General features: G+C 37.2%; 19 protein-coding genes. 16 read left to right on the top strand and 3 right to left on the bottom strand.

Annotated elements, in window-relative coordinates; all coding sequences use genetic code 11:
- Window positions 1-7 precede the first annotated feature (7 nt).
- The gene (locus MYP_RS22070) at window positions 8-586 is read left to right on the top strand and encodes a NifU family protein (RefSeq protein WP_045468546.1); all 579 of its coding nucleotides are present in this window, start codon (window positions 8-10) and stop codon (window positions 584-586) included.
- A 200-nt stretch (window positions 587-786) separates the two neighbouring features.
- Here MYP_RS22070 and dusB read toward each other — a convergent pair whose 3' ends face one another.
- A complete protein-coding gene (dusB, locus tag MYP_RS22065) occupies window positions 787-1785 on the bottom strand; it encodes a tRNA dihydrouridine synthase DusB (RefSeq protein ID WP_045468544.1) in 999 nt (332 codons plus the stop codon).
- 93 nt (window positions 1786-1878) lie between these two features.
- Here dusB and MYP_RS22060 point away from each other — a divergent pair, with 93 nt between their 5' ends.
- The 10 genes from MYP_RS22060 (at window position 1879) to rlmB (ending at window position 13233) form a co-directional block, all read left to right on the top strand.
- On the top strand, window positions 1879-2814 hold the full coding sequence (locus tag MYP_RS22060) for a CPBP family intramembrane glutamic endopeptidase (RefSeq protein WP_052430434.1): 936 nt from the start codon (window positions 1879-1881) through the stop codon (window positions 2812-2814).
- A 76-nt stretch (window positions 2815-2890) separates the two neighbouring features.
- On the top strand, window positions 2891-3727 hold the full coding sequence (locus tag MYP_RS22055) for a phosphatidate cytidylyltransferase (protein WP_045468542.1): 837 nt from the start codon (window positions 2891-2893) through the stop codon (window positions 3725-3727).
- A 52-nt stretch (window positions 3728-3779) separates the two neighbouring features.
- Complete coding sequence (locus MYP_RS22050; RefSeq protein ID WP_045468533.1) at window positions 3780-5057, top strand: Glu/Leu/Phe/Val family dehydrogenase; 1278 nt, start codon at window positions 3780-3782, stop codon at window positions 5055-5057.
- Between the two features lie 36 nt (window positions 5058-5093).
- Complete coding sequence (locus tag MYP_RS22045) at window positions 5094-5753, top strand: phosphatidylserine decarboxylase family protein (protein ID WP_045468530.1); 660 nt, start codon at window positions 5094-5096, stop codon at window positions 5751-5753.
- 109 nt (window positions 5754-5862) lie between these two features.
- Window positions 5863-6189, top strand: coding sequence for a hypothetical protein (locus MYP_RS22040; RefSeq protein WP_045468524.1), 327 nt, complete (start codon window positions 5863-5865; stop codon window positions 6187-6189).
- Window positions 6190-6295: 106 nt separating this feature from the next.
- Complete coding sequence (gene lpcA / locus MYP_RS22035) at window positions 6296-6874, top strand: D-sedoheptulose 7-phosphate isomerase (RefSeq protein WP_045468780.1); 579 nt, start codon at window positions 6296-6298, stop codon at window positions 6872-6874.
- A gap of 33 nt (window positions 6875-6907) precedes the next feature.
- Window positions 6908-8458: a YifB family Mg chelatase-like AAA ATPase gene (locus MYP_RS22030; protein ID WP_045468521.1), complete on the top strand. Its 1551-nt coding sequence runs from the start codon at window positions 6908-6910 to the stop codon at window positions 8456-8458.
- A gap of 152 nt (window positions 8459-8610) precedes the next feature.
- A complete protein-coding gene (locus MYP_RS25530) occupies window positions 8611-9243 on the top strand; it encodes a T9SS type A sorting domain-containing protein (protein ID WP_081990637.1) in 633 nt (210 codons plus the stop codon).
- 196 nt (window positions 9244-9439) lie between these two features.
- A complete protein-coding gene (locus MYP_RS22020; RefSeq protein ID WP_045468518.1) occupies window positions 9440-12406 on the top strand; it encodes a glycosyltransferase family 117 protein in 2967 nt (988 codons plus the stop codon).
- Window positions 12407-12477: 71 nt separating this feature from the next.
- Window positions 12478-13233 carry a 23S rRNA (guanosine(2251)-2'-O)-methyltransferase RlmB gene (gene rlmB, locus MYP_RS22015; protein WP_045468515.1) on the top strand — a complete coding sequence of 252 codons (756 nt, stop codon included), beginning with the start codon at window positions 12478-12480 and terminating at the stop codon, window positions 13231-13233.
- Window positions 13234-13274: 41 nt separating this feature from the next.
- Here the strand turns inward: rlmB and MYP_RS22010 are convergent, their stop codons facing one another.
- Both MYP_RS22010 and MYP_RS22005 read right to left on the bottom strand, forming a co-directional pair.
- On the bottom strand, window positions 13275-14351 hold the full coding sequence (locus MYP_RS22010; RefSeq protein ID WP_045468512.1) for a mannose-1-phosphate guanylyltransferase: 1077 nt from the start codon (window positions 14349-14351) through the stop codon (window positions 13275-13277).
- 35 nt (window positions 14352-14386) lie between these two features.
- The gene (locus MYP_RS22005) at window positions 14387-15355 is read right to left on the bottom strand and encodes a KpsF/GutQ family sugar-phosphate isomerase (protein ID WP_045468509.1); all 969 of its coding nucleotides are present in this window, start codon (window positions 15353-15355) and stop codon (window positions 14387-14389) included.
- A gap of 73 nt (window positions 15356-15428) precedes the next feature.
- Here MYP_RS22005 and recQ point away from each other — a divergent pair, with 73 nt between their 5' ends.
- From recQ to MYP_RS25525, 5 genes are all read left to right on the top strand, one after another.
- Window positions 15429-17609 (top strand): DNA helicase RecQ, encoded by a 2181-nt coding sequence (gene recQ, locus MYP_RS22000; RefSeq protein WP_045468774.1) that lies wholly within the window; start codon window positions 15429-15431, stop codon window positions 17607-17609.
- Between the two features lie 42 nt (window positions 17610-17651).
- Window positions 17652-18941, top strand: coding sequence for a phosphoribosylamine--glycine ligase (purD, locus tag MYP_RS21995; RefSeq protein ID WP_045468506.1), 1290 nt, complete (start codon window positions 17652-17654; stop codon window positions 18939-18941).
- 74 nt (window positions 18942-19015) lie between these two features.
- Complete coding sequence (gene ricT / locus MYP_RS21990; protein WP_045468503.1) at window positions 19016-20563, top strand: regulatory iron-sulfur-containing complex subunit RicT; 1548 nt, start codon at window positions 19016-19018, stop codon at window positions 20561-20563.
- Window positions 20560-21039 carry a gliding motility lipoprotein GldH gene (locus MYP_RS21985; protein ID WP_045468500.1) on the top strand — a complete coding sequence of 160 codons (480 nt, stop codon included), beginning with the start codon at window positions 20560-20562 and terminating at the stop codon, window positions 21037-21039. Before ricT ends, MYP_RS21985 begins: the two co-directional genes overlap by 4 nt.
- A gap of 4 nt (window positions 21040-21043) precedes the next feature.
- The gene (locus MYP_RS25525; RefSeq protein ID WP_052430432.1) at window positions 21044-21727 is read left to right on the top strand and encodes a DUF4919 domain-containing protein; all 684 of its coding nucleotides are present in this window, start codon (window positions 21044-21046) and stop codon (window positions 21725-21727) included.
- Window positions 21728-21825 lie beyond the last annotated feature (98 nt).

Below are 21825 nucleotides of genomic sequence, written 5' to 3'. Positions count from 1 at the left end.
CAAAATCATGGAGTCTACAGAAAAAAGAGTTATAAATATTTATACAGAATCAAATCCGAATCCTAATTCTCTGAAGTTTGTGACGGATTTTCTTCTCGTATCGGAAAGTGTTGATTTTCCTAGCCCTGTTAGCACAGCAAATTGTCCTCTTGCTCAGGATCTTTTTCGTTTTAGTTTTGTAAAGAGAGTATTTTTCTCTTCTAATTTTATTACCGTCACAAAATCAGACGATATTGAGTGGATTGAAGTTACTCCAATGATTAAATCTTTGATTAAAGGTTATCTGGAGGAAGGAAAGCCACTTTTCAATGAAAAGTTTGTTCCTGAAAATTTGTCTCCAACCGCAGGAGATTCTGAAATTGTAGGGAAAATAAAAGTAATTCTTGATGAATATATCAGGCCTGCAGTAGAGCAGGATGGAGGAGCTATTACTTTTAGCTCTTTTAATGATGGTGTGGTTAAAGTGATTTTACAAGGTTCTTGTAGCGGTTGCCCTTCTTCTACAATCACATTGAAGGCTGGTATTGAAAATCTTCTTAAAAAGATGATTCCGGAAGTGCAGGAAGTTGTTGCGGAAAATGCTTAATAAAAAAATATTGAAGTGTCAGTGAAAAGGAGCTCTCAGGGGCTCTTTTTTATTTCAACCTGTTTAAGAAAAAATAAGCTCTGGTGTTAAATTCCAGAGCTTAAAACTTCCCTAATTGATTAACTTTTTCCCGATAATTAATCAAACGTAAGACTTCAGGATCTTTAAAAACGTTGTATCGGGTTCTCTTTTTTTGTAAATTAATTTAGTACGTCTATGCCTGCACTATAGGTTTTTTCAACTTCATCCAGAATATCAGATACTTCTTCAACACTTCCTGCTGTTACTATTCTTTGTCTGAAAGGTTTAAAATTGGGGAAACCTCTGAAATAATTAGTGTAATGCGGTCTCATCTCAAAAATTCCGGTTTTCGGCCCCTTCCATTCTACCGATCTTATCAGATGTTGTTTGCACACTCTTATCCTTTCTGAAATATCAGGTTCAGGCAGCTTTTCTCCGGTTTTAAAATAGTGTTTGATCTGATTAAATATCCAGGGGTTTCCTATAGCAGCTCTTCCGATCATTATTCCGTCCGGACCAAATCTGTTTTTATATTCAAGGGCTTTTTCCGGAGAATCTATGTCACCATTTCCAAAGATCGGAATATGAATGCTTTGCATTTCTTTAACTTTAGCAATCCAGCTCCAGTCTGCTTCTCCTTTATACATCTGATATCTGGTACGGGCGTGAATGGTTAAAGCCTGAACACCAACATCCTGAAGCCTCTGAGCTACTTCAAGAATTTTGATGTTTTTTTCATCCCATCCAAGTCTTGTTTTTACAGTAACCGGCACTTTACATCTTTTGACAATTTCTTCAGACATTTTCTGCATTTTAGGCAGGTCAAGCAAAATACCTGCCCCGGCTCCTTTACAGGCTACCTTGTTTACAGGGCAGCCGTAATTAATGTCAACCAACTCTGGTCCTGCCTCTTCAGCGATAGCAGCAGCTTCTCTCATAGCCTCAATTTTGTCTCCGAAGATCTGAATTCCTATTGGACGTTCATAGTCATAAATATCAAGTTTTTGGAGACTTTTTTCAGCATCACGGATCAGTCCATCTGCTGCAATGAACTCAGTATACATCATATCCGCACCATTTTCCTTGCAAACAGCCCTAAAAGGAGGATCACTGACGTCTTCCATAGGAGCAAGTAAGAGAGGGAATTCTCCAAGTTCTATCTGACCAATTTTAACCAAAGTTGTATTATTTTAATTATTAAGAGCAATTATATCTTTTTTTGGAATGGTCCCGGAATATGTCGGGGCAATAAAGTAAATTTACCAACTTTTATGGAAAATATTAATAGTTCAGGAAGCGGAATACCGGAAAAAACACTTGGTGTCCTTGTAGTATTCCTAGCAGTTCTCGGAAGTATGCTAGTTGGCAGTGGATTAGGTCACATTCTTCTTAAAGAGGTTTTTGGTATCAGTTATAATTCTGAAACTGAATTACTAAATCTTATAAAAAGTTCCCCGAATCCTCAGGCATTGATTTTGAAAAGTCAGGCTGTAAATGCTGTTATCACTTTTTTGGTTTTGCCGATTTTATATATGGCAATATTCAGGAAATCATATTTTAAAAAACTTAATCCTGCCACAAAAAGACTTCCGTTTTTTCTTTTTTTAGCAATCATTATTTTTTTTATGGGAATGCCTCTTCTAGCTTACATGGTAGATTGGAATAAAAATATGCAATTACCATCTAGCCTGAAACCACTTCAGGAGTGGATGGAGAAAAATGAAAATCTGGCCAAAGTACTTACCGAAACTATTATTTATTATAAAGACAGCACATCGTTTTTGCTAACACTTCTGGTTGTAGCTCTGATTCCGGGTATTGGTGAAGAGTTGGTTTTCAGAGGCGTTGTTCAGAATGAGCTAAATAATATTCTTAAATCCCCTACATGGGCCATATGGACCACAGGATTTTTGTTTAGTTTTATTCACTTTCAGTTCTTTGGTTTTTTTCCAAGAATGTTTCTGGGGGTCCTATTTGGATACTTATATTATTGGTCAGGTAATATATATGTTTCCATGTTTGTCCATTTTATGAACAATGCACTTACTCTTGTTCTCGCAAATATGTACAAACAAAAGAATATTAGCTTTAATCCGGATTCTTCAGAATCCATACCTTTTTATTCCGTAATAATTTCGGTCATTATCTTTTCTTTTTTTATTTATTTATACAAAAGGATTTCGAAGGAGGCAGGAATAACAAAATAATTTCGGCTTAATAGCATTTTTTTGCTAAACTTGAATTGAAAACCGCCAGGTTTTTAATAATCATAAATTAAGGGAAATGAAATTAGTTACTAAGATCCGTAATATGGGAAACCTCACCCAGCGGATTATTGCCGGTTTGGCAGGAGCATTTATTATGATCAGTGCAATATGTTTTAATGAATGGAGCTACTTCGCTTTATTGTTTATAATATGTCTGCTATCATTAATTGAATTCTATAATCTGATAGAGGTGGCTGAAATTAAACCAAATAAAATATTCGGAGTAGTTTCTGGAATGATGATTTTTACACTTATTTTTCTGATAGAAAAGCAGGTGCTGACTTTTGAATGTTATTTTTTGTTGTTTCCGTTTCTGTTTCTTCTTTTTCTGATGGAGCTTTTCAGGAAGAACGATAAACCTTTTTTTAACATAGCTTTTACTTTCTTAGGAAATATATACATAGCTCTTCCATTTGGTTTACTTAATGTATGCGCATTTTACCTTCAGGATTATAATTTTCATATAATTTTAGGTATTCTCCTCATTCTTTGGGCAAATGATATCGGCGGGTATGTTGCGGGAATGGCATTGGGTAAGACAAAATTATTTTTCAGAATTTCTCCTAAAAAAACATGGGAAGGTAGTATCGGTGGAGGTTTATTTGCACTTGCAATTGGATTTTCATTATCATTGTTCTGGAAAGAACTTGACACACTTCACTGGCTGATTTTGGCAACTATAATAGTTGTAGTTGGCAGTTATGGTGATCTTGTTGAATCGTTGTTGAAAAGAAGTCTTGCAATTAAAGATTCCGCACAAACAATTCCTGGTCACGGAGGTTTTTTGGATCGGTTTGACGGGCTATTGCTCTCATCACCTTTTATAGCAGCCTTTTTAAAGATTTTTTCATAAACAATAAGGCTTCTTCTCCGTAAACGTTTCGACAAAACAAGAAAAAGCGGCTATGTCATATATAGAACCAGCACCAATTAAGGATAAAGACAACCCTTTAGAATCCATGATGTCCAGATTTGATCTGGCTGCGCAAAAGTTAGGGCTTGATAATGAAACCTATAATGTTTTAAAAAATCCTGATAAACAAGTGATTGTCTCTTTGCCAATCACCATGGATGATGGCAGGATTAAAGTGTTTTCCGGCTACAGGGTTATTCATAATACAATACTTGGCCCCTCAAAAGGAGGAATCAGATATGATATGGGAGTTACCTTGGATGAGGTAAAGGCTCTTGCAGCCTGGATGACCTGGAAATGTGCTGTGGTTGATATTCCTTATGGCGGAGCAAAAGGTGGTATTATGTGCAATCCGAGAGCCATGTCTAAAGGGGAAATAGAACGACTTACAAGGGCTTATACTTTATCAATGATGGATGTATTTGGGCCTGATAAAGACATCCCAGCTCCTGATATGGGGACTAGTCAGCAGGAAATGGCCTGGCTTATGGATGAATATTCTAAAGCAAAAGGAATGACTGTAAATGCCGTAGTTACCGGAAAACCACTGGTACTTGGAGGGTCATTAGGTCGTGTAGAAGCAACTGGCAGAGGGGTTATGGTAAGTGCACTTGCTGCAATGCAAAGGTTAAAGATGAATCCAAGTCAGACTAGTTGTGCTATTCAGGGATTTGGTAATGTGGGGTCAAATACAGCCAGACTTCTGGAAGAAAGAGGTGTTAAAATTAAAGCATTAAGTGATGTAAGTGGAGCTTTTTGGAGTGATAAAGGAATTGATATTCAGGATGCTTTGAGGTATAGAGATAAAAATAACGGAATACTTGAAGGATATCCCAATGCGGACAAAATGCAAGATCCGGAAGGGATCATTACTTGCCAGGTTGATCTTTTAGTACCTGCTGCCAAAGAGGACGTAATTAATATTTATAATGCACCTGATATAAAAGCGAGGCTTATAGTGGAGGGAGCAAATGGTCCTACAAGCGCAAGTGCAGATGATATCATTAATGAAAAAGGAATAATGGTCGTTCCGGATATACTGGCAAATGCCGGTGGGGTTACTGTTTCTTATTTCGAATGGGTACAAAATCGCCTTGGGCTAAGATGGCCTTTGGAAAGAGTAAACAGAAGGTGTGACAGGATCATGAAAGAAGCTTTTGAAAAGGTTTACAGTACTTCACTCGAATTTAATGTGCCAATGAGAATTGCCGCTTACATAGTTGCCATAGATAAAGTAGCAAAAACGTACAAATTCAGAGGAGGATTTTAATCTTTTATTATATTTGCTGCTTCATTTATTCAAAATATGGTAATTCATAAAGAAGGATATAAAATCCTTACGTATCTTTTTGTAGTTCTTTTGATTGTTAACCTTGCAGTATATTATTTATTGCCGGAAAGCACAGCCTTCCGTTGGACAGTTTGGGGAATATCTGCATTTATTTATATAATGATCTTGCAGTTTTTCAGAAGCCCTCGCAGATTGATTATAACAAATGACAATCATGTTATTGCTCCTGCAGATGGTAAAGTGGTTGTAATTGAAGAGGTTGACGAACCTGAGTTTTTTAATGAGAAAAGAAAACAGGTATCAATTTTTATGTCACCTGTTAATGTCCATATTAATAGAAATCCTATTTCCGGAATGGTAACATATTTTAAGTACCACCCTGGTAAATATCTTGTTGCATGGCACCCAAAGTCCAGCACAGAAAATGAAAGGACCACGATTGTTGTAACTGCAAAAAACGGAACAAGCATATTGTTAAGACAAATTGCAGGAGCTCTTGCTAAAAGAATTGTGTGGTATCTGCAAGCTGGAGAAGAAGTGAAACAAGGTGAAGAATTGGGTTTTATTAAGTTCGGATCAAGAGTAGATGTTTTTCTTCCGCTGGATGCTAAAGTTAAAGTAGCAATTGGTGAAAAAGTGAAAGGTGGGTCGACTGTAATTGCAGAGTTTAAGTAGTTTAAAAGCATAAGAAAATTTTTTTATTAAAATTCTTGGAGCAACAAACTATTCATATTTAACTTCGTTATTAGAATCTAAAATTTTAAAAAGGAATTAATTTGAGCTTATGAAAAACAATAATCTTGACGACCTAAGCGACGATGAGCTTTATGCTAGTTTTGAAGCTTATAAAGCATTGCTGGATGCCGGACTATCAAAGGATCAAGCCCTTTCCAGAACAGGTCTGACAGCACAGATTGTTAAAGACCTGGAGGATGAAGAAAAGACAATGGAAGAAGAAGATGAGTATGACTTCAAAGATGAGTGGGAAAATGCAGATGACGATGATGCGGATTTTGATGATGATTCTAATTGGAAAGAAGAAAACTTTGATGAAGAAGGAAGCTGGGATGATGATGATGCTGGCGCCGCCGGATGGGAGGACAGATATTAATTAAAAAATAATAATAATATTATTATAATAAGCCCCGACCTTCGGGGCTTTTATATTTATGGACTTTTTATTTCCTTTACGTTTTTCTAAGATAAAGGAATTTAAAATGAATAGAAATACAATCCTTGCAGAGTTAAATAGTGCAGCAGAGGTTTTGAATAATTTTATCAGTTCAGAACAAAATATACAAGCTATAGAAGCTGCAGCAGAGTTAATGATACACTCACTGAAAAATGGTGGTAAAATCATAAGCTGCGGTAATGGAGGTTCTTCCTGCGATGCCATGCATTTCGCAGAAGAGCTGACTGGCAGATACAGAGAAAACAGAGAGCCTATTGCTGCTATATCCATTTCTGACCCTAGCCATATTACTTGTACGGCTAATGATTATGGTTATGCATTCGTTTTTTCAAGATATGTTGGTGCATTAGGCAGACCTGGAGATGTGCTACTTGCAATCAGTACTAGCGGAAATTCTGAAAATGTATTAAAGGCTGCTGAAGAGGCAAAAGGTAAAGGAATGAAGGTAGTTGGCCTGACTGGAAAAAATGGGGGAAAACTCGCAGGACTGTCGGATGTGGTTGTTAATGTTACTCATCAGGGATTTGCAGACAGAATTCAGGAAGTACACATAAAAATTATTCATATATTAATTTTATTAATCGAAAAAGGGCTGGCTAAGTAAGCCCTTTTTTAAACTCTTTCAACTTGCTAAGCTATGGTTGCCAAAACTTTTGGAAGCGCCGTCTATGGCGTGAATGCCTATACTGTTACCATTGAAGTAAATATAGGTCAAGGAACTAAATTTTTTATCGTAGGTCTTCCTGACAGTGCTGTTAAGGAAAGTGAACATCGGGTGGAATCTGCAATTAAAAACCTAGGTTATGCTATGCCAAGGCAAAAAGTGGTGGTAAACCTCGCTCCTGCGGATATTAAAAAGGAAGGATCTGCTTATGATCTTCCAATTGCTTTGGGAACACTTTTAGCATCTGAACAGATTATAGCAGAGGATTTTGATCAATACGTGATTATGGGCGAATTGTCCTTAGATGGAAAACTGAGACCTATTAAAGGAGTTCTTCCCATTGCAATTGAGGCCAGAAAACAAGGTTTTAAAGGTTTTTTACTGCCCAAGGAAAATGAAGCAGAAGCAGCAATAGTTAATAATCTTGACATATACGGGATTTCAGATCTTCAGGAGGCCATTGATTTTTTTGAAGGAAAGGTTCAGTTAAGACCATTAAGGCTTGATACACGTTCGATTTTCTTTAATCAGATTAATAATTATGATGCCGATTTTGCTCATGTACAAGGGCAGGAAAATATTAAAAGGGCATTGGAGATTGCAGCGGCAGGTGGGCACAATGTAATCATGATTGGCCCTCCTGGGGCAGGAAAGACCATGTTGGCCAAAAGGCTTCCCACTATTTTGCCTCCTCTTACTTTAAATGAAGCACTTGAAACAACCAAGATTCACTCTGTTGCAGGAAAATTAAAAGGGGCAGGAGCATTGATTTCCACTCGTCCCTTCAGATCGCCTCACCATACAGTAAGTGATGTAGCTCTGGTTGGTGGTGGAGGACATCCGCAACCAGGTGAAATTTCTCTTGCACATAATGGTGTTCTTTTTTTGGATGAGTTGCCGGAATTTAAAAGGACTGTACTTGAGGTAATGCGGCAACCGCTTGAAGAAAGGAAAGTATGTATTTCAAGAGCAAAGATTTCGGTAGAGTTTCCATCAAATTTTATGTTGATCGCCAGTATGAATCCATGCCCATGTGGATATTACAACCATCCTGAAAAAGAATGTGTATGTGGGCCTGGCGTAGTGCAAAAATATCTCAATAAAGTGAGCGGTCCTTTGTTAGACCGAATAGACCTTCATGTAGAAGTGACTCCTGTTGGTTTTGATGAGATGTCTTCGATACGGAAAACAGAAAGTAGCGGCGAAATCAGGGAGCGTGTAATTAAGGCGAGAGAAATTCAACAAAAAAGATTTGAGGAATTGCCGACTGGTGATAATCCCATTCATTCAAATGCAATGATGCCCTCCCAGATGGTTAAAGAAATTTGTATTATTTCTGAACCAGGAAAAAATCTGCTTAAAAGTGCTATGGAAAAATTAGGTCTTTCTGCCAGAGCTTATGATAGAATATTAAGAGTTTCAAGGACTATTGCGGATTTGGCTGAAAGCGAAGAAATTAAAGTGGAACATTTGGCAGAAGCAATTCAATATCGAAGTCTCGACAGGGACGGTTGGGCAGGTTAATTTTTATATACATTCAGGAACTTTATTTGTTCTTATTAAATTATGCTTTCAGGAGCAATTTCATGTTTCTCCTTTAAACCCAATAATTTCCAGAATATTTGGCATGGTTTTTATCCTTAAATTGGTTAACTTCACAATTAATATTCAGCAATATGAAGAAACATATACAAAAATTGTTTTTTATAGTCTTTATGGTACTCTGGGGCCTTGCGGTTTCAGTAGCCCAGACACATCAGATTGCTGTTGTTAGTTCTCGTTTTGATCCGGAAGTTTTGAATGTAGGCCCGAACGATACCATAGAATTTATCTGGCAGGGAAATGGAAATTCTTCAAGTTCACATCCTGTAAAAGCAAACGATAATTCATTTGCTTCTCCAGCTCAGGGGAGTGTAACCTCTTATAAAGTGTTCGCAAAAAATCTGACTCCCGGAGCCAACTATTCATATATTTGTACTGCTCATTCTTCCATGCAAGGGGTTATAAATGTTTCGGTTACATCTAGTTTGGCAGATCTTCGAGAATCTAAATATGAATTTCATATCTCTCCTAATCCATTTGATGATGAATTGAATCTTACCATTTTCCCAGGAAATAAAAATGTCAAATTTATTAAGATTTTTGATATCATAGGAAAAGAGGTAGCATCCATAGATTTAAGTAACAAGGTTGGGCCTTCAGCTTATAAAGTTGATTTTTCCAATCTCAGGCCAGGACTTTACTTCTGCAATGTATATTCAGATAAGGGTATTATAGAAACCAGAAAAGTTTTGAGAAACAGATCTTAATGTTTTAACTGTTTCTTCATAATATTTAAGAATGAGATTCCTATGGGGTCTCTTTTTTTGTTTTATACCACAAAGTGCCTTAACTAATTCATATGTTCTGCCAAGTATTTTTGAAATTCAATAAAGGATGGGTAATTAATAGTCAATTGACAGAATTTTGCTAATTTCGCCTTCCATAAATTTTTAATTGGTAAAGATGTATAATTCAAATTACTCAAAACTAAATAACCTCTTGGGGTGGTTGGTTTTCATTTTTGCAACAGCTGTTTATGTGCTTACCATTGAGCCTACGGCAAGCTTTTGGGATTGTGGTGAGTTTATCGCCTGCTCCTACAAATTACAAGTACCACACCCTCCGGGAGCCCCTTTCTTTTTATTAATAGGAAGAATATTTTCTTTATTGGCTTCTGATGTAACTCAGGTGGCTTTCTGGATCAATATGGTTTCTGCCATATCTAGTAGTTTCTCGGTATTATTTCTCTTTTGGACTATCACTCTAATTGCAAGAAAATTTGCAAAGGATTATGTGAATCCAACTCTTGGTGAGAAAATAGCAATATTTGGAAGCGGGGTAGTTGGTAGCCTTGCATTTACTTTTTCAGATTCATTCTGGTTCTCGGCTGTTGAAGCAGAAGTATATGCAATGTCTCAGTTCTTTACAGCATTTGTATTCTGGGCAATTTTAAAATGGGAAACAAAAGCCGAAGAAACGGGAGCTGACAAATGGTTGCTTCTTATTGCTTACACAATCGGTCTTTCAATAGGAGTTCACTTATTAAATTTGCTTGCAATTCCGGCACTCGCTTTTGTATACTACTTTAAAAAATACGATATCACAAAGGTGGGTGTAATAGCAACATTCCTTTTGAGTGGTGTAATCATTGTAGTGGTATTATCAGGAATTATTCCCGGCTTACCTTCACTTGCAGGAACTTTTGAGATTTTCTTTGTGAATAATCTCGGCCTTCCTTTTAATTCCGGTATCATATTCTTCGGCATTCTTTTCCTTAGCTGTTTAATCTTAGGAATAGTTTATTCTATTAAAAATCAAAAGTATATTTTAAATCTTAGCCTTTTAGGATTGACTTTTATTCTTATAGGATATGCATCTTATGGTATTATCCTTGTCAGATCAAACTTCGATCCTCCGATAGATGAAAATGATCCTGAAAACGTAATAAGCTTTGTTTCTTACCTTAAACGTGAACAATATGGTGATAGACCGATCTTCAAAGGTCCTTTATTTACAGCAGGCTATCCGATTGACGTAGAAAAAGGTGGGGCGCTTTATAGAAAAGACAGTGCAAGTGGTCGATATGTTGTTTATGATTACAAGATGAATTATATCTATGATCCGAAACATGTCACATTATTCCCGAGAGCCTATAGTACCCAGTCTCATCATGTTGAGGCTTATCGAAGCAGGATGAATTTGAGAGAGGGGAAAAAACCTTCTTTCTGGCAGGATAAGGGTTATATGTTTAGCTATCAGATTGGACATATGTACATGCGTTATCTTGGTTGGAACTTTATCGGAAGGGAAAGTGATATCCAGGATAGCGATGTGTTATGGCCATGGGATTACTTTAAAAAGGATTTACCGGAATACCTGAAAAATAACAAGGCAAGGAATAACTTCTTCATGTTGCCATTTATATTGGGTGTTGTAGGTTTCGTCTACCTTTTTAGCAAAAATAGAAAGGATGGAATAATTGTTTCTCTGTTATTTATCTTTACCGGACTTGCAATTGTAGTATATCTAAACCAACCTCCGATAGAACCAAGAGAAAGAGACTATACCTTTGCCGGATCATTTTATGCTTTTGCTATATGGATTGGATTGGGAGTGTTTTTCATCGCAGATCTATTGGAGAAAATTGTAAAAAGTGAATCTACAAGATCTGGTATATCCTTTATATTATGTCTTTCTGTACCTGCTATAATGGGGCAGCAAGGTTGGGATGATCATGACAGATCAAACAGATTCTATTCTGTAGATTCTGCAAAAAATCTTTTGAACTCATGTGCTCCAAATGCAATACTGTTCACTGGTGGAGACAATGATACTTTCCCTCTCTGGTATGTTCAGGAAGTAGAAGGTTTCCGTACTGATGTACGTGTATGTAATCTAAGTCTTTTGAATACAGACTGGTATATTAAGCAGATGAAGCAACAGGCTTATGAATCAGCACCATTGCCAATATCCTTGAATTTTGAAAATTATATTCAGGGAAAGAATGATCAGATTTATTTTGTGGAAAAGCCTCAGTATAAAAATGGAATCAATCTTGCTGGTTATATTCAACTTGTAAGAACTGATAATCCGGAAATCAGACAGGAAAGCGGAAGAGGCGATTACTATACAACACTTCCTTCGAAAAATCTGTACTTGAATATAGATAAAAATGCTGTGCTGGCAACAGGTGCAGTGCCTGATACACTTAGAGGTCAGGTTCTTGACAGACTTGCATGGAATATCGGAACAAATACATTGGAGAAGAAAGATCTTATCATTCTTGATATGATCGTTACCAACAATTGGAAAAGGCCGATTTATTTCTCTACTACATTGTCTGGTTCTAATTTCCTAAACCTTAAAGATTATACTCAATTAGAAGGTTTGGCTCATAGATTAATGCCGATAAAATATCCGAACGCTTCCCAGGGCTATGTTTATGATAAGGTGATGTATGATAACATGATGAAAAACTTTTTCTGGAGAGAACTTGATAATCCTAAAGTTTACTATGATGAAAATTATTTCAGAATGACTGTAAATTCAAGATCTCAGTTCTACCGTCTTGCGTCAACACTTTATAATAACGGAGAAACAGAAAAGGCAAAAGAAGTAGCAGAACATTGTTTTAAAGTAATGCCTGATGATCCTATTACTTATGATATTGCAACACCTCCTTTTATTCAAATTTTCTTTAAAACAGGAAATGAGAAAATGGCTATGGACATTGCTAATAAAATGGGGAACAGAGCTATTGAAAATCTTGAGTATTACAAGAAGGAAAGGATACCATATGGAAGAGATTATGAGCTGAACTTCTACATTCTCGATTCAATCATAAGAGCACTGAAAGAGGGTGGCAAAGCCAAAGAAGCGGCTAAGTTTGAAGAAGTGTTAATGTCTTACTCTTATCTATTTAATCAGTAAAAGTAAATTAAAGAAATACAACCATCACAATGCCAGGCTTGTCCTGGCATTGTGATTTAAACGAATACCAAATGGAGAGAAATTCCCCGCATAATAAATCTGAATTGCTTTTCGGTATAAGACCGATCATTGAAGCCATAGAAGCAGGTAAAGAAATTGATAAGATTCTTGTTCAGAAGGAACAGTCTTCTCCTTTAATGAATGAATTGTTACAGGCTGCATTTCATCATAAGGTGCCGGTTCAAAGAGTGCCGGTAGAAAAGCTTAATCGCATAACCAAGAAGAATCATCAGGGAGCGATTTGCTTTATGTCCTCTATTGTCTATGCTTCTTTGGATAATGTAATTTCTGATTGCTTTCAGTCAGGCACAGTTCCAATGATTTTGGTGCTTGACAGAATTACTGATGTTAGAAATTTTGGGGCTATTGCAAGGACAGCGGAATGTATGGGGGTTCATGCTATTGTTATCCCTGCGAAAGGGGCTGCTCAGATTAACAGTGATGCAGTTAAAACTTCTGCAGGAGCATTGAATCATATTCCAGTCTGCAGAGAGGAAAGCCTTATTAAAACCATAAAATACCTTAAAGAAAGCGGGCTGTCTGTAATAGCATGTACGGAGAAGGCTCAGAAAACAATAGCCCAGGCGGCTTACAATGATCCGGTTGCAATTGTGGTGGGGTCGGAAGAAGATGGTATTTCTGATGAGATCATTAAAAAGGCGGATGAAATTGTAAGGATACCAATGACTGGAAAAATAGGGTCTTTGAACGTATCAGTTGCGGCTGGAATGATATTGTATGAAGCAGTTCGTCAAAGAGGGGGCTAGACTATAAAAAAAGAAAGCCCCGAAGAGTCGGGGCTTTTATATTAAATAAACCTTGCGTCTTTCTTATTCTTGGTGTCTGAAACAAAGTCTTTAACTCTTTGCTCATGATCTTTTTTGCAGATCATAAGAACATCATTAAATTCTGCAATGATGAAGTCTTCAAGGCCTTCTACTACTACTAATTTTTCTTTTGGTACTTTAACAATACAGTTTTTAACATCATAAAGCATCGTATTGCCTTCTATCACATTACTGTTCTCATCTTTATTGGATAGCTCATACAATGATTTCCAGGTGCCAAGGTCACTCCAGCCAAAGTCACTAAGCATTACAAACACTTCTTCTGCTTTCTCCATGATGCCAATGTCAATAGAGACATTCTTGCATTGAGAATAAGCTGTACTAATAAAGGTTTCTTCTTCTTTTGACCAATATTTACCACTGCCTTCTTCGAAGATTTCTGCCATTTCAGGCAAGTGTTTCTGGAAGTTCTTTATGATAGCGTTTACATTCCAGATGAAAATTCCTGCGTTCCATACAAAGTCACCACTTTCCAGGAATTTCTGAGCAAGTTCAAGCTGGGGTTTCTCAGTAAAAGTTTTTACCTTTTTTATTCTGTCCGGGTTTTCTTCAATATATTGAATATAACCATATCCCGTATCAGGCCTGCTTGGTTTAATGCCTAAAGTAATAAGCTTTTCACTTTTCGCAGCGGCATCCATTGCTATTTTTATGGTAGACTCAAACTCAGTTTCCTTAAGAATAACATGGTCTGAAGGTGCAACTACCATTGTTGCATTAGGATTGCTTTGTTTTATCTTATAACATGCATATGCGACACAAGGTGCAGTATTTCTGGCTATAGGCTCGCTCAGTATCTGCTCATCTTTCATGAATGGCAGTTGTTGCTTCACCAAGTCAGCATATATTTTGTTTGTAACAACCAGTATATTCTCTTTGGGAAGAATATTGAAATACCTCTCAGCGGTTTGTTGCAAAAGAGTTTTTCCGGTACCTAATACATCGTGAAACTGTTTTGGGAATTTTTCTCTGCTGAAAGGCCAAAATCTGCTTCCGATCCCACCGGCCATAATCACCACATAATAGTCTTTATTCATTATGTTTTTAATTTAAAAATTGATCTTAATTAAGATTAGACAAGCCCTTCTTTTAATAAATCATGGAGATGTATAAAACCCTCTACTTTTCTCCCGTTAACAACTACCAATTGGGTAATGTTATTTTCCTGCATGATATTTAAAGCATTGACGGCATATTCCTCGCTTTCTATGGTTTTAGGATTCGGGCTCATGATATCAATTGCGCTGATACCTTCTATTGTCCCAAATTTATCAAGCATTCTTCGTATATCTCCATCAGTAACTATACCGATAAGTTCTTCATTCTTATTGACAACGGCAGTAGCTCCGAGTCTTTTCGATGAAATTTCGAAAATCACTTCTTTGATCCCAGCATTTTCTTTTATTACTGGCCTGCTATTGTGAGGAAAAATATCCCCCACTCTTAAATATAATCTTTTTCCCAGCGATCCCCCCGGATGATATAATGCAAAATCGCTGCTGGAAAAGTTTTTCATTTCCAATAAACAGACAGCCAAAGCGTCTCCAATTGCCAGCGTAGCTGTTGTACTTGTAGTTGGAGCCAGATTGTTTGGGCAGGCTTCTTTTTCTACTGTGGCATTCAAAATAAAATCAGCTTCTTTAGCAAGAAATGACTCAGTGTTGCCTACTAGTGCAATCATTTGACATCCAGTTCTTTTAATCAGAGGTACGAGCACTTTTATTTCTGGAGTATTACCGCTTTTGGAAAGGCAGATAACAATGTCATCCTTTTGTATCATTCCAAGATCACCATGGATGGCGTCTGCTGCATGCATAAACACTGCAGGGGTTCCTGTAGAGTTAAGCGTGGCAACAATTTTACTTCCTATAATTGCACTTTTCCCAATACCTGTTACAACAACTCTACCCTTGATCTTAAGGATCGCTTCTACAGTTTTCTCAAAATCTTCATTGATGAAGTCTGTCAGCTTTTTTATTGCATCTGCTTCACTCAATAAAACATTTATTGCTGTATTTCTAATATTTTTTACTAATTTCAAGGTAAGGAATCATTCGATTGTTTACCTGACAAATATATAAAGGTTTTAAGATTTAATGATGTTAGATGAGAAAATGTTAGTCGAAAATGAAGTTGAGGTAATCGGCCAGCTTAAGGCTGTATTTGGTTACAATCAATTTAGAGGATATCAGGAGGAAATCATTAGCAATGTTTTAGCCGGAAAAAACACTTTTGTTATAATGCCTACAGGGGCCGGAAAATCTCTTTGCTATCAGTTGCCGGCAATCATGACAAAAGGTACGGCCATAGTTATCTCCCCTCTTATCGCTTTGATGAAAAACCAGGTTGACCAGTTAAATGCACTGGGAGTCAATGCACAGTTTTTAAATTCAACACTGACAAAAGTCGAGATTAACAAAGTAAAAAAAGAAACACTGAGTGGTGATATCAAACTGCTTTATGTAGCGCCGGAGTCTCTGACTAAAGAAGAAAATATTGAATTCCTTAAAAAGGGAAATATCTCTTTTGTCGCAATTGACGAAGCTCATTGTATTTCTGAATGGGGGCATGACTTCAGACCAGAATACAGGAAAATAAAAAACATTATCGACCAGCTTGGTCCTGGCTTACCTATCATAGCGCTTACTGCTACTGCAACTCCTAAAGTTCAAATAGATATTCAAAAGAACCTCCATATGGAGGAAGCGGCTTTATTTAAGTCTTCATTTAACAGGAAGAATCTTTACTATGAAGTCCGTAAAAAACACAATACCAAAAAACAGCTGATTAAATACGTCCTTGACAATAAAGGGAAGTCAGGTATTGTCTATTGCCTTAGCAGAAAAAAAGTAGAAGAGATCGCAGAACTGCTAAAAGTCAATGGCATTAAGGCATTGCCATATCACGCAGGTCTGGATGCAAGTATAAGAATGAACAATCAGGATGCCTTCCTGAATGAGGATGCGGATGTAATTGTTGCTACTATTGCCTTTGGGATGGGAATCGACAAACCGGATGTTCGCTATGTGATTCATTATGATGCCCCCAAATCTCTGGAAGGATATTATCAGGAAACAGGAAGAGCCGGAAGGGATGGACTTGAAGGAAACTGTATCATGTTTTATACTTACGAGGATATACTGAAACTTGAGAAGTTTAACAAAGATAAATCAGTAACAGAGCGTGATAATGCCAAACATCTGCTCCAAGAGATGGCTGCTTACGCTGAGTCTTCTGTTTGCAGAAGAAAGCAGCTATTACACTACTTTGGTGAAACTGTAGAAAAAGATTGCGGGTTTTGTGATAACTGCATTAAGCCTAAGGAGAAATTCGAAGCGCAGGATGAAGTAGTGCTGGCAGTTAAAGCAGTAATGCAGACAGAGGAAAGATTTGATGCAAGTCATTTAAGTCTGGTACTAGCAGGAATGGAAAATGAATATGTCAAAAGCTACAATCATAATGAGTTGGAAGTTTTTGGCAAAGGAAAAGATCAGACCATAGAATATTGGAACTCTCTATACAGACAAATTGTATTGCAGGAGTTACTTGAGAAAGATATAGATAATTTCGGAATTCTTAAAGCTACTGAAAAAGGCCTGGCATACCTAGAAAACCCTGTGCCATTGTTATTCAGTAAGGATCATGATTTTTCAGGAGAGACTTCGGAAGAGGAAATTGAAAAGCAGGCATCGACAGCTAAGTCTTATGATCCTGCACTTTTTGACTCTTTAAAGGCTCTAAGAAAGAAAATAGCAAAAGACAAAGGTTTACCTCCTTATGTGATTTTTCAGGATCCATCTCTAGAAGAAATGGCTACTACTTTTCCTACAACGAATGATGAACTAAGCCATATCAATGGTGTGGGAATGGGAAAGGTGCAGAAGTTCGGAAGACCTTTTATTGAGCTGATTAAGAAGTATGTTGAGGATAATGATATTGAGACTGCTTCTGATGTCGTTGTAAAATCTTCTGTAAATAAATCCAAAATCAAAATTTTTATTATTCAGCAGATTGACAGGAAAATAGACCTGGATGAAATTGCAGAAGCCAAAGGTCTTACACTGGCGGAACTGACAGAAGAAATAGAACATATCTGTTATTCAGGAACCAAGCTTACTCTGGATTATTATATCGATCAAATCATGGATGGAGATAAACAGGATGAAATCTATGATTATTTTATGGGTGCAGAAAATGATAACATTGCACTGGCAATGAAAACCCTGGGAGGAGACTATTCTGAAGAAGAAATTCGTCTGATGAGAATTAAGTTTCTGTCAGAACTTGCAAACTAAACTTGTATCACAATACGCAAAAATATACGCATTATAATATAAATGAATATTCTAATTGTTGGGTCGGGAGGAAGAGAACATACCTTCGCTTGGAAAATAAAACAAAGTCCGCTTTGTAAAAAACTTTTCGTAGCTCCTGGAAATGGAGGAACAGAGGAAATCGCAACCAATGTGCCTATTCAGGTTACTGAGTTTGAAAAACTAGGTAAGTTTTGTTTGGATAATCAGGTTGGTCTTGTGCTTGTCGGTCCGGAAGTGCCACTGGTTGAGGGGATCGTTGATTATTTCAGAAGTACAGATTCCTTAAAACAAATACCTGTCATTGGCCCTTCTAAAGAAGGAGCTCAATTGGAAGGAAGTAAGGATTTCTCCAAAAGCTTTATGGTGAAATATGGGATTCCTACTGCTGCCTCTAAGACATTTACTGCGAATGAGCTTAATCGTGGTCTTGAATACATTGAGACGCAAAGTCTTCCTATAGTGCTGAAAGCTGACGGTCTGGCTGCTGGTAAAGGCGTTATCATTGCTCAATCACAGGACGAAGCAAAGACAGCATTGAGAGAGATGCTGGAAGATAAGAAATTCGGAGAAGCAAGTGCCAAAGTAGTTATAGAACAATATCTTGATGGTGTCGAACTATCAGTGTTTACTATTTCTGATGGCTCTACCTATAAAATTCTTCCCGAAGCTAAAGATTATAAAAGAATAGGTGAAAAAGATACCGGCCTGAATACTGGAGGAATGGGTGCTGTTTCGCCGGTTCCTTTTGCAGATAAGGCATTTATGGAAAAGGTGGAAAAAAAGGTAATTATCCCAACTATAAATGGCTTGAAAGCAGAGGGGATTGATTATGTAGGATTTATTTTTTTCGGCCTCATGAATGTTAATGGGGAACCTTTCGTTATTGAGTATAATGCCCGAATGGGAGACCCGGAAACTGAAGTGGTAATTCCGCGAATCAAAAATGACTTTTTAGAGGTATTAGCAAAAGTAGCTGAGAAAAAACTTCACCAGGTAAATCTGGAAGTGTCAGATCAGACAGCAACTACAGTAATGCTGGTAGCAGGAGGATATCCGGAAGATTATGAGAAGGGAAAAGTTATTTCCGGTCTGGATAAGGTTGAGGAAGTATTGGCATTTCATGCAGGAACTGCATTGAAAGATAACAAGATGGTGACAAATGGAGGACGGGTTATAGCACTAACAGGATTAGGATCGGACATTCAGGAAGCTCTTGCAAAATCAAATAAAGCCGCAGAAAATATAATCTGGGAGAAAAGGTATTATAGAAGAGACATCGGACTCGACCTTTTGGCTTTAATTGAAAAATAAAGAATATATTTGTAAATCATCATTTTAGATGGATTGATTTACAATTTTTACATACATATAAATATATATAGGAGATGGGATGCAGTTCTTGTAGTTCCGGAGGCGGGTGTAGCACAGGTGGTTGCGGAAAAAGCGGAGGATGCTCGTCTGGCGGATGCAATAAAATGAATACTTTTGACTGGCTCGGAAATATGGAGCCTACCAGAATATCTTCATTTAAAATAGCCGAAATACGTTTTAAGGGCGGAAGAAAAGAATATTTCAGAAATGTCAATGACATTGAACTTAATAATGGAGATCCGGTCATAGTTAATGTCCCTAATGGACATCACTTAGGCTTTGTCTCTCTGCAAGGTGAATTGGTGCGTCTTCAGATGAAAAAAAAGAGTATCGTTGACGATGATCAGATTCGTGATATCTACCGCATTGCCAATGCAAAGGATCTGGAGAAATTTGAAAGCACTCAGAAAAGAGAGCTTCCGACACTTTTCCGTACCCGTGAAATAATCAACGAGCTGAAGCTTGACATGAAGCTGACAGATGTTGAGTATCAGGCCGATAATACTAAAGCTACCTTTTATTATTCTGCTGACGACAGAGTAGATTTTCGTGAACTGATTAAATGTCTAGCTACTGAATTTAAAATCAGGGTAGAAATGAGGCAGATCAGCCTTAGACAGGAAGCCGGTCGTCTAGGTGGGATTGGTTCATGCGGAAGGGAACTTTGCTGTTCAACATGGCTTTCGGATTTTAAAAGTGTTTCTACTTCTGCCGCCAGGTATCAAAATCTTTCTTTGAATCCAAGTAAACTTTCAGGTCAATGCGGAAGATTGAAGTGCTGTCTCAATTATGAGCTTGACACCTATGTGGATGCATTAAAAGATATTCCTACTGTTGAAGATCCACTACTTACTGAAAGAGGTGAAGCATATTTGCAAAAAACTGATATCTTCAAGAAAATAATGTGGTTTGGATACAGAGAGGATACCACTTGGTACCCGCTTTCTGTTGAAAGGGTTAATGCAATTCTTGAATTGAATAAGAAGGGTGTTACTCCTGCTTCTTTGGATGAACACGATACTTCACTCCAGGATGAAGAGAAAAAGGCAGAAGACGATTTGAATGAATTGAAACGTCTGGATGAGAAGTATAAAAAGAAGAAAAAGAAGAAGAAGAAATCAAAAGGTCCTAATACTGTGATTGCTTCTGGAAATGTTCAGGGGGAAACTTCTGGTTCTGACCAGGAAAGGAAACCGCAGCAGGAAAGAAGGCCTCAGGCTCAGAAACAACACCAGCACCCGAATAGAGAGAGGAGCAATCAACCTAACAGGGAAAAAGGACCTTCTTCTCAGAATAATCCAAGGGAAAAACAACAGCAGAGAGAGAATACTCCTAGGGATAATCAGAACAAAGGAGGTCAAAACGTGCCGAGGGAAAATCAAAACAGGCCCAAAGGCAATCCTAATCAACAGCACAAGGGCAATCCTAATCAACCTAAGGGCAATCCTAATCAACCTAAGGGCAATCCAAATCATCCTAGAGGAGGGAATCCTAACAGACAGGGATCTGATCAGAAAAATACAAATATTAATCCGAATACTACGCCGGACAAACAAGTATGACGAAAAACAGAATTTCGACTTTTCTAGTCCTGATTTTATTTATTTTAAGCTCTTGCGACAAATCGAGGATATACGAACAGAATTTTGATTTGCCTGATAATAAATGGGATGAGGATAAGGAACTTATCTTTGATTTTGAGGTGCCGGATCACAGACAGATGTACAATGTATTGTATAATGTGAGGTATTCGGTTGATTATCCTTTTTATAATCTCTATGTAAAATACAATTTATTGGATTCAGCGGGCAGAGAGCTTAATCAAAAGCTTCAGGGAATGGATCTGATGGATTCTAAAACCGGAAAACCTTTTGGTAAAGGAGTAGGTGGTGTTTACGATTTCAGGGTATTAGCGTTACCTAGTTATGTTTTCCCTTATTCAGGAAAATACAAATTGAAAGTAAGGCAATACATGAGACAAAATCCTCTTCCTCAGATTTATTCATTTGGATTAAGAGTAGAAAAAGCCGGAGCTTAAATAAATGAAATCAGGGTTAATCATTTGTTTTTTGCTATTGTTTGGTGTTTTGTCTATTCAAGGGCAACAAATTGATGTAAAGGAAATAGAGCTGGCTATTAAAAATCCTGAAAGCAGATTTTTCTATCCTTTATTGCTCAAACGGTTTAATTCTCTTGATACAACCTTAAAGAAGGAAGATTTTAAACACCTTTATTATGGATTTGCATTTCGGGAAAACTACTTTCCTTTTGAAATGGATGAGCTGGAAAAAAGATTGAAGGACTTGAATTATGCAAAAAAGTTTGAAGATGTAATCGATCTGGCTGATAGCATTGGTCATTCTGTGCCAACCGACCTGACAGTTCTTTTTGAAAAGTCCTATGCATTAAGATCTTTGGCTAAAAAAGAAGAAGTAATTGTCAGAAGCAAATACAATGTTTTACTTAAAGCTGTGCTTGCTTCTGGAGATGGTAAATCTCCGGAAACAGCTTATCAGGTTGTTTTTTTTGGAGATGAAATGGAAGTTCTCAGCGCCCTTGGGTTTAGAATTTTAGAGCGTCAGACTATTTTGAAGGACAACCGTTTTTATGATGTCTGGATTCTGGGAAAGAATAAGCAGAAGTTGGAAAAACTTTATTTCGATGTAACTATTCCTCACAAGTTTGAAGAACAGCAACTCATCAAAGATTTGAAGGAAAGCAATTAATTTATGTTGTAATCAAAATCTTATTTAATCAGGAAGATCAATCTGCAGAATGAATTTTTGTTTTGATATATTATTTTTGCTCATCAAACGTTTCTAAC

It is taken from the genome of Sporocytophaga myxococcoides, assembly GCF_000775915.1.
GTDB classification, from domain to species: domain Bacteria; phylum Bacteroidota; class Bacteroidia; order Cytophagales; family Cytophagaceae; genus Sporocytophaga; species Sporocytophaga myxococcoides_A.
The sequence above is the reverse complement of the archived record's forward strand: the minus strand, read 5'-3'. Positions and strand labels throughout refer to the sequence as shown.

Coding starts and splice junctions, on each gene's coding strand:
- MYP_RS22070 (WP_045468546.1), top strand. CDS start 8: ATGGAGTCTACAGAAAAAAGAGTTATAAATATTTATACAGAATCAAAT.
- MYP_RS22060 (WP_052430434.1), top strand. CDS start 1,879: ATGGAAAATATTAATAGTTCAGGAAGCGGAATACCGGAAAAAACACTT.
- MYP_RS22055 (WP_045468542.1), top strand. CDS start 2,891: ATGAAATTAGTTACTAAGATCCGTAATATGGGAAACCTCACCCAGCGG.
- MYP_RS22050 (WP_045468533.1), top strand. CDS start 3,780: ATGTCATATATAGAACCAGCACCAATTAAGGATAAAGACAACCCTTTA.
- MYP_RS22045 (WP_045468530.1), top strand. CDS start 5,094: ATGGTAATTCATAAAGAAGGATATAAAATCCTTACGTATCTTTTTGTA.
- MYP_RS22040 (WP_045468524.1), top strand. CDS start 5,863: ATGAAAAACAATAATCTTGACGACCTAAGCGACGATGAGCTTTATGCT.
- lpcA (WP_045468780.1), top strand. CDS start 6,296: ATGAATAGAAATACAATCCTTGCAGAGTTAAATAGTGCAGCAGAGGTT.
- MYP_RS22030 (WP_045468521.1), top strand. CDS start 6,908: ATGGTTGCCAAAACTTTTGGAAGCGCCGTCTATGGCGTGAATGCCTAT.
- MYP_RS25530 (WP_081990637.1), top strand. CDS start 8,611: ATGAAGAAACATATACAAAAATTGTTTTTTATAGTCTTTATGGTACTC.
- MYP_RS22020 (WP_045468518.1), top strand. CDS start 9,440: ATGTATAATTCAAATTACTCAAAACTAAATAACCTCTTGGGGTGGTTG.
- rlmB (WP_045468515.1), top strand. CDS start 12,478: ATGGAGAGAAATTCCCCGCATAATAAATCTGAATTGCTTTTCGGTATA.
- MYP_RS22010 (WP_045468512.1), bottom strand. CDS start 14,351: ATGAATAAAGACTATTATGTGGTGATTATGGCCGGTGGGATCGGAAGC.
- recQ (WP_045468774.1), top strand. CDS start 15,429: ATGTTAGTCGAAAATGAAGTTGAGGTAATCGGCCAGCTTAAGGCTGTA.
- purD (WP_045468506.1), top strand. CDS start 17,652: ATGAATATTCTAATTGTTGGGTCGGGAGGAAGAGAACATACCTTCGCT.
- ricT (WP_045468503.1), top strand. CDS start 19,016: ATGGGATGCAGTTCTTGTAGTTCCGGAGGCGGGTGTAGCACAGGTGGT.
- MYP_RS21985 (WP_045468500.1), top strand. CDS start 20,560: ATGACGAAAAACAGAATTTCGACTTTTCTAGTCCTGATTTTATTTATT.
- MYP_RS25525 (WP_052430432.1), top strand. CDS start 21,044: ATGAAATCAGGGTTAATCATTTGTTTTTTGCTATTGTTTGGTGTTTTG.